Below are 13,397 nucleotides of genomic sequence, written 5' to 3'. Positions count from 1 at the left end.
TGCGGCGATGCAATGGTTGAAGCAAGGGGATGAGCGTGGCCAATACGGCTGACAAGACATATCGCGCGCGGCAAGGACAGGGCATCGGCCTGGGTGGGCGCTATGCGCGCCTGCTGGCGCCGGCGGTCAGCGGGCGCGCGGCCGTGGTGGAACTGGTGGTGGCCATGCTGGCGGCAATGGGGCTGGCGTGGCTGGTGTTGCCGCAGAACCCGCTGCTGCTCGGCATGGGCTTTCCGTGGGCCTGGCTGCTGCCGGTGATCCTGGCGCTGCGCTACGGCACGCTGATCGGCGTGGGCAGCGTGCTGATGCTGCTGGGCGGCTGGTACTTCTACCAGCAGACCGGCGTGATGGCAGGGCCGTTCCCGCGCCTGTTCTTCCTCGGCGGGCTGCTGCTGGTGCTGGTGGCCGGGCAGTTCGGCGATATCTGGGGCACGCGCCTGGCGCGCGCCCGCGCCGTGAACCGCTACCTGGACGAACGCCTGGCGGCGCTGACCAAGAACCACTACCTGCTGCGGATCTCGCATGAGCGGCTGGAAAACGACCTGCTGGCGCGGCCCACCACGCTGCGCGACACGCTGTCGCAGCTGCGCAGCGTGGCGCTGGACGAGGCCGCGCGCACCGGCCAGGTGCTGGCCGGCGCGCAGCCGATGCTGCAGGTGGTGGCGCAGGCCTGCCAGCTTGAGGCAGCCGCGCTCCATGCCTGCGATGGCGAGCACGTGGATGGCGCCCCGGTCGCCAGCATCGGCCCGGAATTCACGCTCGACACCACCGACCCGCTGGTGCGCCACTGCCTGGACACGCGCCAGCTGGCGCACCTGCGCGCCGACGGCCTGCAGCATGGCGCGCAGACGCGCTACGTGGCGGTGGCGCCGGTGCTGGCCGGCTCCGACCACCTGATCGGCCTGCTGGTGGTCGAGCGCATGCCGTTCCTGTCGCTGACCTACGAGAACCTGCAGATGCTGATGGTGCTGCTGGGCTACTACGCCGACGGCGTGGAGCACGCCGGCGCCACCCGCACCATCCAGGCGGCGCTGCCGGCCTGCCCATACCCGTTTGCGCTGGACTATGCGCGTCTGTCGCGGCTGCGGCGCGAGACCGGCATCGAAAGCTCGGTGGTGGCGCTGGTGTTCGACGCGGATCCGGAGCGCGATGCGCTGTTCGAGCAGGTGGTGCGCAGCCGGCGCGCGCTGGATGTGGCGTGGCCGGTGGTCAACGCCCATCACCGCGCCATGCTGACGCTGATGCCGCTGTCCGATGCGCAGGCGGTGGCGGCCTACCTGGTGCGCATCGAAGACATGCTGCGCGCGCAGTTCGGCACCGATTTCACCAGTGCGGGCATCGGCGTCTATACGCTGGCGGTGCCCGGCGCCGGCTCGGAAGACGCGCTGGTCAAACTGCTGCGCCGGGCCCAGGTGGATGGCGCGATCGCGCCGGCCACGCTGCCGGCCGGGGAAGCGCCCCATGTTTAAGCTCGGCGCCAGCGGGCTCGCCGCCCAGATCGCCGCGCTGGCGCTGCTGGCGCGCGCCGGCAACAGCACCGCGCTGCTGCTGGCCTTCTTCGGCATGCAGGCGGTGGCCGCCGCGCTGACCGCGCTGCTGCTGTGGCGCCTGCTGCCGCGGCGCTTTCGCGTGCCGTTCGGGTGGAGCTATGGCTTTCTCGCGCTGTTCTGCTTCTTCGTGCCGCTGGGCGGCGCGCTGGTGTGCCTGGGCAGCTACCTGTTCTCGAAGCTGTTCCCGCGGCGCGTGGACACCAGCGGCATCGGCACCGTGGGCTTGCCCGAGTTCGTCACGCACCTGATGTCGCGCGTCACGCACGGCGGCGGCGCGCGCCTGCGTGCGCAGCTGGGCAATGCGCGCGCGCCCCTGCCCGAGCGCGTGACCGCGCTGGTGGCGATGCAGTCGATGCCGGCGCGCACCGCCAGCCCGGTGCTGCGCGAACTGCTGGCCGACAGCGTCGACGACGTGCGGCTGCTGGCCTACGGCATGCTGGACGGCGCCGAGAAGCAGCTGACCCAGCAGATCCTGGCCGAGCTGCCGCGCCTGGAGAGCGCCAACAGCGCCAGCGAGCGCGCCGAGATCAGCAAGCGGCTGGCCGACCTGTACTGGGAACTGATCTACCAGAACCTGGTGCAGGGCGACGTCTACCGCTACACCGCCAGCCAGGTCGAGCGCTACGCCAGCGCGGCGCTGGCGCATGACGACAGCAATGCCTCGCTGTGGTACATGCGCGGGCGCCTGGCACTGGCGCGCAATGCCCCGCGCGAGGCGCGTGAATGGCTGCAGCGCGCCGAATCCCTCGGCTTCGCGCGCGAACGCGTGCTGCCGCACCTGGCCGAAGCCGCCTACCTGGAACGCGACTATGCCGCGGTGCGCCAGCTGATGGCATCGTTTGACAGCCCCTCGCCGCTCCCGCTGGTGCGGCCCCTGCTGCGGTACTGGCAATCATGAGCGAGATCCTGGTAAAAGGGACGTCGGCCGACGTCATGTTGCTGCTCGAAGGCACCTTCCCGTATGTGAGCGGAGGGGTGTCGAGCTGGGTCAACCAGATGATCCGCGCGTTCCCGGACCTGCGCTTCGGCATCGTCTTTATCGGCAGCCGGCGCGAGGACTATGGCGACATGGCCTACCAGCTGCCGCCCAACGTGGTGCACCTGGAAACGCACTACCTGTACGACTTCCCGCCGCCGCCGCTGGTCCAGGGCAGCACCGGCGATGCCAAGGCGTTCGACGCCTCGGACCGCCTGCACGAGCTGCTGCGCGACCCGGGCCGCGAGGCCGAGGCCGGCGCCATGATGCGCGAGCTGATGCCGGCGCTGCGCGAGGGCGGAGCGCTGGGCGAGGACGCCTTCCTGTACAGCCGCCGCGCCTGGCAGACCATCACCGAGCAATACCGGCGCTTCTGCACGGACCCGTCGTTCACGGACTATTTCTGGACCGTGCGCATCATGCACAAGCCGCTGTGGCAGCTGGTGCGCATTGCCGACAACCTGATCCCGGCGCGGGTCTACCACACGGTTTCCACCGGCTATGCGGGCTTTCTCGGGGCGCTGCTGCGCCACCGCAACCAGCGCCCGCTGCTGGTGTCGGAGCACGGCATCTACACCAAGGAACGCAAGATCGACCTGTTCCAGAGCCAGTGGATCCGCGACAACCGCAATGTGTTCGAGCGCGACATCTCCCAGATCAGCTACTTCCGCGAACTGTGGGTGCGCTTCTTCGAGACCATCGGCCGGGTCTGCTACGACGCCGGCGACGACATCGTCGCGCTGTACGAGGGCAACCGCCGCCGCCAGGTGCAGGATGGCGCGCCTGAGGTGCGCACGCGCAGCATCCCCAACGGCATCGACCTGCCGCGCCTGGCGCCGCTGCGCGCGCGCCGCAAGCCGGGCGTGCCGCCGGTGCTGTGCCTGATCGGCCGGGTGGTGCCGATCAAGGACGTCAAGACCTTCATCCGCGCCATGCTGACGGTGGTGCGCGAGTACCCCGAGGCCGAAGGCTGGATCGCCGGCCCCGAGGACGAGGATCCCGACTACGCGCGTGAATGCCGCAGCCTGGCCGAGAGCCTGGGCCTGGGCCAGAAGGTCAAGTTCCTGGGCTTCCAGCGCATCGACGCGCTGCTGCCGCAGGTGGGCGTGCTGGTGCTGAGCTCGATCAGCGAGGCGCTGCCGCTGGTGGTGCTGGAAGGCTTTGCCGCCGGCGTGCCGTGCGTGACCACCGACGTGGGCTCATGCCGCGAGCTGCTGTTCGGCCTGCCCGGCGAGGACGCCGCGCTGGGCTCGGCCGGCGAGGTGGTGCGCATTGCCGATCCCGCGGCCCTGGCCGCGGCGGCGCTCGGGCTGCTGCAGGACCCGGCGCGCTGGCAGGCGGCCCAGGCCGCCGGCGTGGCGCGCGTGGAGCGCTACTACGCCCAGGACCGCATGGTGGGCAGCTACCGCGAACTGTATCAACGGCTGATGGCGCAGGCAGACGGCGCCGGGCCTGGCGGACCTGAGCGGCAGGGCGGCGGCAACCCCGCGCGCTGCCCGGTCCACGGAGGAGCCTGAGCATGGCTGGCATTGGATTCGAGCTGCGCAAGATGCTGCGGCGGGACAACCTGTCGGGCATGCTGAGCGCCTACGCGTATGCCGGCATCATCAGCTCCGGGCCGTGGATCCTGTCGATCGTCGGCATCCTGTTGATCGGCATGCTGAGCCTGCCCTTCGTGGTGCCGGGCTCGCTGATCACGCAGTTCCAGGTGTCCGTGACCTACCTGATTGCCGGCAGCCTGATCCTGACCGGGCCGATGCAGCTGGCGTTCACGCGCTTCACCTCGGACCGGTTGTTCGAGAAGCGCGACCACCTGGTCCTGAGCAACTACCACGCGGTGGCACTGCTGTCGACGGTGCTGTCGGGCGGCATCGGCGTGGCGTGCGCGGTATTCAGCTTCGGCGAGCAGTCGGTGCTGTACCGGCTGCTGATGGTGGCGGGCTTCGTGGTGCTGAGCAATATCTGGATTGCCGCGATCTTCCTGTCGAGCATGAAGCAGTACAAGGCCATCGTATGGACCTTCCTGCTGGGCTACGCGATCTCGGTCGGCGCCGCGCTGGTGCTGCGCGGCCACGGGCTGGAAGGGCTGCTGGGCGGTTTCGCCGCCGGCCAGCTGTGCCTGCTGACCGGCATGGTGACGCTGATCTACCGCAACTACACCAGCCGCCAGTTCATGTCGTTCGAGGTGTTCCAGCGCCGCCATGCGTACCCCAGCCTGGTGGCGATCGGCCTGCTCTACAACCTGGGCATCTGGATCGACAAGTTCATGTTCTGGTACGCGCCCTCCACCGGGCAGCAGGTGATCGGGCCGCTGCATGCGTCGATCATCTACGACATCCCGGTGTTCCTGGCCTACCTGGCGATCATCCCGGGCATGGCGGTGTTCCTGGTGCGCATCGAGACCGATTTCGTCGAGTACTACGACGCGTTCTACAACGCGGTGCGCGGCGGCAGCTCGCTCGAGCATATCGAGGACATGCGCAACACCATGGTCCAGACCATCCGGCTGGGTTTGTACGAGATCGTCAAGGTGCAGGCCATCGCCGCGCTGCTGCTGTTCGCGGTGGGCGTGTGGGTGCTGCGGCTGCTGGGCATTTCCGAGCTGTACCTGCCGCTGCTGTACGTGGACGTGATCGGTGCCAGCCTGCAGGTGGTGCTGCTGGGGGTGCTCAACATCTACTTCTACCTGGACCGCCGCCGCGAGGTGCTGCTGCTGACCGCGACCTTCGTGGTGCTGAACTTCGCGCTGACGCTGCTGACGCTGCACCTCGGGCCGGCCTGGTACGGCTACGGCTTTGCGGTGTCGCTGCTGGTGGTGGTGGCGCTGGCGCTGTACCTGCTGGACCGCAAGCTGGACCGGCTGGAGTACGAGACCTACATGCTGCAATAGGCCCTGCCGCCATCGTGCGCCCGGCTCCCGGGGCGGCACGATGGCGGCAAGGATGATGCAGATCGAAAGACGATCGCGGAGGGATCGGCGCAGTTGCCGCCGCCACCCCTCGTCGGGGCATCTCGACGGAAGGGCCTGCGATTGGGTAACATGGCGGCAGCCGGCGGGCTTCGGCCTGGCCCGTCGGATCAGATCGACGGCCGCGCCCCCCTGGGGGTGAATATGAGGAATGACTTGCCGGCCGAGCCGTCGACATGCCGTGGCAGAGACCGCAGTTGCAGTCGGAAGCTGGCAGAAGGATGTAGAGGTATGCGAATTGCCTCCGTGGAGGATGATCCGGATCAGGCCGAACTGATCCGGCAGATATTGAGCGAAGCCGGCTTCGAGTGCGAGTCCTTCGCCAACGGCGCGGACTTTCTGCGCGCGCTGCGCGAGCGCGCCTATGACCTGTTGCTGGTCGACTGGCAGTTGCCGGGCACCAGCGGCTATGAGCTGGTCAGCTGGGTGCGGCAGAAGTCCGGCAATATGCCGCCGATCCTGTTCGTCACCAGCCGCACCGCAGAATCCGATATCGTCGACGGCCTGACGGTGGGCGCCGACGACTACATGCTCAAGCCCATCCGCGCCGGCGAGCTGATCGCCCGCGTGCGCTCGCTGCTGCGCCGCGCCTACCCCGAGGCCGCGCAGGAAGTGGAGCTGATCCGGCGCGGCAACTACACCGTCGATACCCACGCGCGCACCATCACCATCGGCGGCGAGCCGGCGCTGTTGTCCCCGCGCGAATATGAGCTGGCCCTGTTCCTGTTCCGCAATACCGGGCGCCTGCTGGCGCGCGAGGTGATGGAGCAGGCCGTCTGGGGCCGCGCCATGGGCGCGGGCTCGCGCACGCTGGATACGCATATCTCGCGGCTGCGCCTCAAGCTGGCGCTGCGCCCCGAGAACGGCGTGCGGCTGACCTCCGTGTACTCGCACGGCTATCGCTTTGAAGAGGCTTCCGCGGCAGATGTGGAGGCGGATGAGGCCGGGGCGGATGCTTAGAACCCGTTTCACCATGAAAAAGGGGCGCGAAGGCTGCTGCCGGGCCGCAGGACTAGGCGTGGCCGACGCGGCGTGGTCATTCCACGCAAGGAGGCTGCAACAACGCCATGCGGCCCGGCAGCAGCCTTCCCTTCGGGTTCAAGCCAGGCGCGGCGCATGCGTCGTTACGGGCCTTGACCTTGGAATGACCAAGGCCGGCGGCCCGCGCCTAGCCTGCGCCGCGCCTGGCTTGAACGCGTCCCCTCTTTCATGATGAAACGGGTTCTTATGCGGATTGGATGTGCCGCGCTGGCCCTGCTGGCCGGCATGGCGGTTCCGGCGCACGCCGGGCCCGCGGGCGCGGAAGGCGCCGATTTTATCTACCTGGTGGAGCCGGGCGATACACTGATCGGCCTGGCCTCGCGCTACATGGCGTCCGAGGAAGGCTGGCGCACGCTGCAGCGCCTGAACCGCGTGGCCGATCCGTACCGGCTGGTGCCCGGCTCGCGCCTGCGCATCCCGCTCAGCCAGATTCCCGAACAGGCCGCCTCGGCGCGCGTGGTCCATGTGGCCGGCGCGGTCCGCGCCAATGGCCGGCCGGTGCAGGCCGGCATGACGCTGGACGAAACCACGCGCATCGAGACCCCCGCGGGCGGCTCGGTCACGCTGGAGCTGCCGGACCGCAGCCGCGTCACGGTGCCGCCGGCCACCACGCTCTCGGTCAGCCGGCTGCGCACGTTCGCGCGCAGCGGCCTGACCGACACCGTGATCCGCATCGACAAGGGTGCCGCCGATACGCGCGTGGCACCGCAGGGCGGCGGCGTCGGGCGCTTCGAGCTGCATACGCCGATGATGGTGACCGGCGTGCGCGGCACCCGCTACCGGGTCTCGGCAGACATGGCAGGAAGCCGCAGCGAGGTGCTGGAAGGGCGCGTCGGCGTCAGTGCGGCGCGGGGCGCCCGCGCCAGGCCGGCAGCGGAGCGCGCCATGACCGCGGCGGCTTCGGTCGGTGCCGGCTATGGCATCGGCGTGTCGGCCGGCGGCAAGCTGTCGCAGCCGGTGGCGCTGCTGCCGGCGCCGGCCCTGCTGCCCCCGGCCGAAACCGTGCTGGGCCCGTCCTTCGAGGCCGCCTGGCAGCCGGTGCCGGGCGCCACCGCCTACCGCGTGCTGGTGGCGCGCGATGCGGCGCTGAGCGAACTGGTCTGGACCGGCACCGCCAGTGGCGCCACTGCCACGACCGCGCGCGTCGACGGCCTGCCCGAGGGCACGCTGTACCTGAGCGTCAGCGCCATCGACAAGCACCAGCTGACTGGCCACGACGCCCAGGCACCGGTGTCGGTGCGGCTGAACCCGCCGGCGCCATTCACGCAGCAGCCTGCCGCCGATGCGGTGCGCTATGCCGACGCCGTCGCCTTCGAATGGGCCACCGTGCCGAGCGCGGCGCGCTACGAACTGGCGCTGGCCGCCGATCCGGCCTTTACGCGCGATGCCGCGGTGCAGGCGGCCTCCGAGCCCGCCGCCATGCAAGCGCTGGTGCCGGGCCGCTGGTGGTGGCGCGTGCGCAGCATCGATGCGGCGGGCCGGCCGGGCCCGTGGTCGGACGCGGTCCCGTTCAGCGTCGAACCCAAGCCGCCCGTGCCGACCCTGCACGACGACGGCGGCGCGCTGCATATCGGCTGGCCCGAGGGCAGCGGCGCCGGCGCGGGCTACCGGGTCCAGGTTTCGGCCGATGCCGGCTTTGCCACGCTGCTGGCCGACGAGCACACCACCACCAACACCATTGACCTGCCGCGCCCCGCGCCCGGCGTCTATTTCATCCGCGTGGCACGTGCGGCGCCGGGGGTGACACCTGACCCGGCGGCGTTCTCCGCGCCGCAGCGCATTGAAGTCAATGCCCTCCTGCGCGACTCGCAGGGCGGCGCAATCGGGTCGGGCGACCGGCCGGACGGTGGTGGCCGCATCCGGCTCAACTGACGCGCCAGGCCCGGCACCGGCCGCGCCCGGGCACGCTTTCGGGCAGCGCACGCTGATCGAATGGTGCCTGCTGCTTGCGGCCGTGCTGGCCCTGGTGGTGCTGGCCGCGCGCCAGGGCTGGGCCGAGCGCGCCGACCTGGCCGCCTACGACATCGCCATCAGCGCCCAGCATCATCCGGCCCGCGACGACATCGTCATCGTCGGCATCGATGACGCCAGCATCACCGCCATCGGCCGCTGGCCGTGGCGCCGCGCGGTGCTGGCGCAGCTGGTCGAGCGCATCGCCGCCGGCCGGCCGCGCGTGATCGGCGTGGACGTGATCCTGTCCGAGCGCGACACCCGCTATCCGCAAGACGACGCCGTGCTGGCCCGCAGCCTGGCCCAGGCCGGCAACGTGGTGCTGCCGGTGGTGGCCGAATCCGGCCCCGCCGGCATGCTGGTGCGCTACCCGCTGGCCGGGCTGGGCGCCGCGGTGGGGCATATCAACATGGTGGTCGATACCGATGGCGTGGCGCGCCAGGTCTATCTGAGCGAGGGGCCCCATCCGGTGGCCGCCGCCGGCGTGCCGCACCTGGCCGCGGTGATGGCGGGGTTCGGGCGCGCCGGAGAGCCGCCCGGCATCGCGCGCCAGGAGCCGGCCCGGATCACCGAAGCCAACGGCTGGGAGCGCAGCGGCCGCCTGCGCATCCCGTATGCCGGCCCGCCCGGCACCTTTGCCCGCGTGTCGGCGCGCGACGTGCTGGACGGCCGCACCAATCCCGCCATCTTTGCCGGCAAGGCCGTGCTGATCGGCGCGCTCGCCACCGGCATGGGCGACGTGCTGCCGACGCCCGTGTCGCGCGATGGCCGCGGCATGAGCGGGGTGGAGATCCTGGCCAATACCGTGCAGGCGCTGACCGACGGCGATGCCATCGTGGCGGTGCCGCGCGCGTGGCAGGTCGGCGGCACGCTGCTGGCGGTGCTGCTGGCCGCACTGGCCGCGCTGCGCCTGCCCCCGCGCGGCGCGCTGGTGGCCACCGGGCTGCTGCTGGCCGCCCTGCTGGGCGGCTCGCTGTTGCTGCTGGCGCTGGCGCGGCTATGGTTTGCACCCGCCGCCGCGGCGCTGGGCTGCGTGCTGTTCTACCCGCTGTGGAGCTGGCTGCGCCAGGAGGCGGCCCTGCGCTTCCTTACCGACGAACTGGCGCGGCTGGAACGCGAACCCGGCCTGATTGCCGCGCCGCGCCATGCCGGCGCCACGCTCGACAGCCGCATGCGCGCCGTCTACAGCATGAGCGCGCAACTGCGCGGCACGCGCCGCTTCCTGTCCGATGGCCTGGAAAGCCTGCCCGATGCCACCGCGATCTGCGACCTGGACGGCGCCGTGATGCTGGCCAACCGGCGCTGCGTGGCGCTGGCGCCCGCGGTGCTGGACGGCGAGCCCGCTCATGCGCCGGGCGCGGCCGGGCCGCCGCGGGCCGCCATCCGCGCGCTGATCGAGGCAATCTTTCCCGCGCCGGCACCGGCCCTGGCGTACTGGCAGTCGCTGCACGACCGCCACGCCGGCGCCCGCATCGCTCCGGTCCCGGTTCCCGACGGCGGCATCGAGGTGGCCGGGCGCGGCGACCGCCGCTACCTGCTGCATGGCGCGCCGCTGCACGCCGAGGCCGGCGCCGTGGCCGGCCTGATCGTCAGCGTGATCGACATCACCGCGATCCGCATTGCCGAGCGCCAGCGCGAGCAGATGCTGCGCTTCCTGTCGCACGACATGCGCTCGCCGCAGGCATCGATCCTGGCCTTGATCGAGCTGCATGAGCGCCGCGCGCGGCGCGATGGGGCAGCCGCCGGCGACGTCGCCACGGACAGCGGCGTGCTGGCACGCATCGCCGCCCATGCACGCCGCACGATGACGCTGGCCGACGATTTCATCAGCGTCGCGCGCGCGGAGTCGAAGACCCTGGCGTTCATGGAAGTGGAATTGGGCGGCCTGGTGCTGGATGCGACGGACCAGCTCTGGGCACTGGCCAAGGCCCGCGAAGTGACGCTGCAGATCGACCTGCCTGACGAGCCCGCGGTGCTGCAGGGTGAACCGACGCTGCTGGCGCGCGCCATCGCCAACCTGGTCAGCAATGCGATCAAGTTCAGCCCGCAAGGGGGGACCGTGACGGTCTCGCTCACGTGTGAGCCGGGCAGCTTTGTCGTTGCCGTGCAGGACCATGGGCCGGGAATTGCCGAGGCCGACCAGGCACGATTGTTCGAACCGTTCGCGCGCTTGCATGAGGGGCAGCAGGGCGCGCCGGAAGGCGCGGGTCTGGGGCTGGTGCTGGTGCGGGCCGTGGCCGAGCGGCATGGTGGCAAGGCCAGCGTGCGCAGCGCGGCTGGGGCGGGGGCGGTGTTCCGTATCGAATTGCCTGTGGCCTGAGCGGCACGCCAACGGCCGCAAGCCACGTTACGGCTGCCGACACAATTGTTGGCAGTCGTCACAGGGGGATTTGCGTAGCATCGGATTGCCGCTGGAGCCGCATCCGGTGGTCTTCGCGCCCACGCCAGCTCCCCCAGTTGCCGTAACTGGCGTGGGCGGCTTTTTTGGGGGCCCCTGAACTCAGTACCCGCCTTGCCCAGCACGCCTCTTTGCCTCTGGCAATCGCGGGCGTGGCTGGACCAGGTCGACCTTGTGCCGATTCCACCATCCCGGCTGGGCCAGCGCGATTTCTACTTGCTTTACCGAACGGCGGAGTGGCCCGGCCTCGCCGCAGACATTGCCCGGATCACGCGGACGGTGCCCACGTGGGAGCTCGTCCCAGCGATTCGCGCCATGCTGCCTGGGTTGCCGGCGGATGCGATCACCGCTGACACGGCTGAATCTGCCTCAGTCCCTACGCCTTGAACGTCAAGACAAAGCGTGTCCTTCCTCCCTCCGATTCCACTCCAATCCCCCCACCATGCGCAGCCACAATCGCCTGCGTAATCGCCAGCCCCAGCCCGGCGCCATCGGACTCGGGCCGCGCCCGCGACTTGTCGGCACGGAAGAACCGATCGAACAGCGATGGCAGCAACTCCGGCCGGATCGTGTCGCCCTCGTTCTCGACCACCACCGTCACCGCCTCGGCGGAGGGCAGAATCTCCACCACAATGCCCTTGCCCGCCGGCGTATGCCGCAGCGCATTCGACAGCAGGTTGCTCAATGCCCGCCGCAGCATCAGCCGGTCGCCGGTGATGCGGCCACGGCCGCGCAGGGCCATGCGCACACCCTTGTCCTCGGCCAACGCATCGTAGAAATCGAACAGCGCAGTGACTTCATCAGCCACCTCGATCGGCTCGGCGTTCGGCAGGGTGATGCCGTGCTCCATCTTCGCCAGGTAGAGCATGTCCGATACCATGCGCGACAGGCGCTGCAGCTCTTCCACGTTGGACGCCAGCACGTCGCGGTACTTGTCCGCATCGCGCGGTTGCGACAGCACCACCTGGGTCTGCGTCATCAGGTTGGTGATCGGCGTGCGCAACTCATGCGCCAGGTCCGATGAGAACTCCGACAGGCGCGTGAAATCGCGCTGCAGGCGTTCCAGCATGGCGTTGAGCGTCGCGGCCAGGTCGGCCATTTCCACCGGCACGGCATCGACCGGCATGCGCTCGTCCAGCTTGTGCGCGGTGACGGCGCGCGCGCGCGAGGCCATGGTGCGCAGTGGCCAGAGTCCGCGACGCGCGGCCCACCAGCCCAGCAGCCCGCTCGCCAGCGCGGCCAGCGCGGTGTAGAAGGCCAGCGACTGGCGGAAGGCGTGCATGAAGTGGGCGTGCAGCGCCGTGTCCATGCCGACCACGACCTGCAGCGGCCCCGGCTGTCCGGTTGGCACCTGCGCCAGCGCACGCATGCCGCGGTAGGTCTGGCCGCCCTGTTCCCAGGTGAAGGCATGCCGCTGCGCCGGCAGCTGCGCGGCGGCGGCCAGGGCCATGCCGAAGTCGAAGCCCTGCGTGGCATACAGGCGCTTGCCGTCGGCGGCGCGCACTTCGGCGACGAATCCGGCATGGTGTTCCAGCACCGGGCCCAGGCGTTGCGCCAGCGACGCCGCCGGGCCTTCGCCCGCGATCTTCTGGATCAGCCGCACGTTGTCGCCGAGCACGGCGTAGTCCTCGTCGGCGAAATGATTGTCGATCGCCAGCCAGATCAGCACGCCCAGCCCCAGCAGCACCGCGGCCGACGACAGCGAGAACAGGATGGTGAGCCGTGCCGTCAGCGACATCCGGACCTTCATTCAGCGTTCTCCGCTGCCTCGGGGGCTTCCAGCACATAGCCCATGCCGCGCACGGTCTGGATCAGCTTGGGCTCGAACTCATCGTCGATCTTCGCGCGCAGGCGCCGGATGGCGACGTCGATGACATTGCTGTCGCTGTCGAAGTTCATGTCCCACACCTGCGAGGCGATCAAGGAGCGCGGCAGCACTTCGCCGCGGCGGCGCGCCAGCAGTTCCAGCAAGGCGAACTCCTTGCTGGTCAGCGTGATGCGGCGCCCGGCGCGCGTGGCCCGGCGGCGGCCCAGGTCCAGCACCAGGTCGGCCACCTGGATGCGGTCCAGCGCCATCTGCGCCGTGCCCCGGCGCAGCAGCGTGCGCACCCGCGCGAGCAGCTCGGAAAAGGCGAAGGGCTTGACCAGGTAGTCGTCCGCACCCAGCTCCAGCCCCTTGACGCGGTCGGCCACGCTGTCGCGCGCGGTCAGGAACAGCACCGGCACGGCGATTTCCGCCGCGCGCAGCGCCTGCACGATGCGCCAGCCGTCGAGATCCGGCAGCATCACGTCCAGGATGACCAGGTCATAGGGCTCGGTCATCGCCATATGCTGGCCGTCCAGTCCGTTGGCCACAAGGTCGACGACAAAGCCCGCCTCGGTCAGCCCCTGGCGCAGGTATTCGCCGGTCTTGGACTCGTCCTCCACCACTAGCAGTTTCATCAGCACATTCCTTGATCGATCAGCCCTTTCGGCAGGGTCCGGCAACTCTACGCCGGCAACGCGGGCGCCAAC

Annotated in this window: 9 protein-coding genes; 7 read left to right on the top strand and 2 right to left on the bottom strand. The window is 70.2% G+C overall.

Annotated features, from left to right (window positions below; all coding sequences use genetic code 11):
* Positions 1-29: 29 nt before the first annotated feature.
* From AC3WLF_RS11560 to AC3WLF_RS11530, 7 genes are all read left to right on the top strand, one after another.
* Complete coding sequence (locus AC3WLF_RS11560) at positions 30-1,469, top strand: PelD GGDEF domain-containing protein (RefSeq protein ID WP_492318447.1); 1,440 nt, start codon at positions 30-32, stop codon at positions 1,467-1,469.
* Positions 1,462-2,448 (top strand): tetratricopeptide repeat protein, encoded by a 987-nt coding sequence (locus AC3WLF_RS11555; RefSeq protein WP_492357438.1) that lies wholly within the window; start codon positions 1,462-1,464, stop codon positions 2,446-2,448. The genes AC3WLF_RS11560 and AC3WLF_RS11555 overlap by 8 nt, the downstream gene beginning before the upstream one ends.
* Complete coding sequence (gene pelF / locus AC3WLF_RS11550; protein ID WP_492357439.1) at positions 2,445-4,043, top strand: GT4 family glycosyltransferase PelF; 1,599 nt, start codon at positions 2,445-2,447, stop codon at positions 4,041-4,043. The genes AC3WLF_RS11555 and pelF overlap by 4 nt, the downstream gene beginning before the upstream one ends.
* A gap of 2 nt (positions 4,044-4,045) precedes the next feature.
* Positions 4,046-5,416 (top strand): exopolysaccharide Pel transporter PelG, encoded by a 1,371-nt coding sequence (gene pelG / locus AC3WLF_RS11545; protein ID WP_492318450.1) that lies wholly within the window; start codon positions 4,046-4,048, stop codon positions 5,414-5,416.
* Positions 5,417-5,725: 309 nt separating this feature from the next.
* Complete coding sequence (locus AC3WLF_RS11540) at positions 5,726-6,454, top strand: response regulator transcription factor (RefSeq protein WP_492318451.1); 729 nt, start codon at positions 5,726-5,728, stop codon at positions 6,452-6,454.
* Positions 6,455-6,721: 267 nt separating this feature from the next.
* On the top strand, positions 6,722-8,407 hold the full coding sequence (locus tag AC3WLF_RS11535; RefSeq protein ID WP_492357105.1) for a FecR family protein: 1,686 nt from the start codon (positions 6,722-6,724) through the stop codon (positions 8,405-8,407).
* On the top strand, positions 8,382-10,805 hold the full coding sequence (locus tag AC3WLF_RS11530) for a CHASE2 domain-containing protein (RefSeq protein ID WP_492357104.1): 2,424 nt from the start codon (positions 8,382-8,384) through the stop codon (positions 10,803-10,805). Before AC3WLF_RS11535 ends, AC3WLF_RS11530 begins: the two co-directional genes overlap by 26 nt.
* Positions 10,806-11,259: 454 nt before the next feature.
* Here AC3WLF_RS11530 and AC3WLF_RS11525 read toward each other — a convergent pair whose 3' ends face one another.
* The gene (locus AC3WLF_RS11525; RefSeq protein ID WP_492357103.1) at positions 11,260-12,633 is read right to left on the bottom strand and encodes a heavy metal sensor histidine kinase; all 1,374 of its coding nucleotides are present in this window, start codon (positions 12,631-12,633) and stop codon (positions 11,260-11,262) included.
* A complete protein-coding gene (locus AC3WLF_RS11520; protein WP_492317187.1) occupies positions 12,630-13,325 on the bottom strand; it encodes a heavy metal response regulator transcription factor in 696 nt (231 codons plus the stop codon). Before AC3WLF_RS11520 ends, AC3WLF_RS11525 begins: the two co-directional genes overlap by 4 nt.
* Positions 13,326-13,397 lie beyond the last annotated feature (72 nt).

The sequence above is a fragment of the Cupriavidus sp. FW306-01-F10A genome, assembly GCF_058782785.1.
The sequence above is the reverse complement of the archived record's forward strand: the minus strand, read 5'-3'. Positions and strand labels throughout refer to the sequence as shown.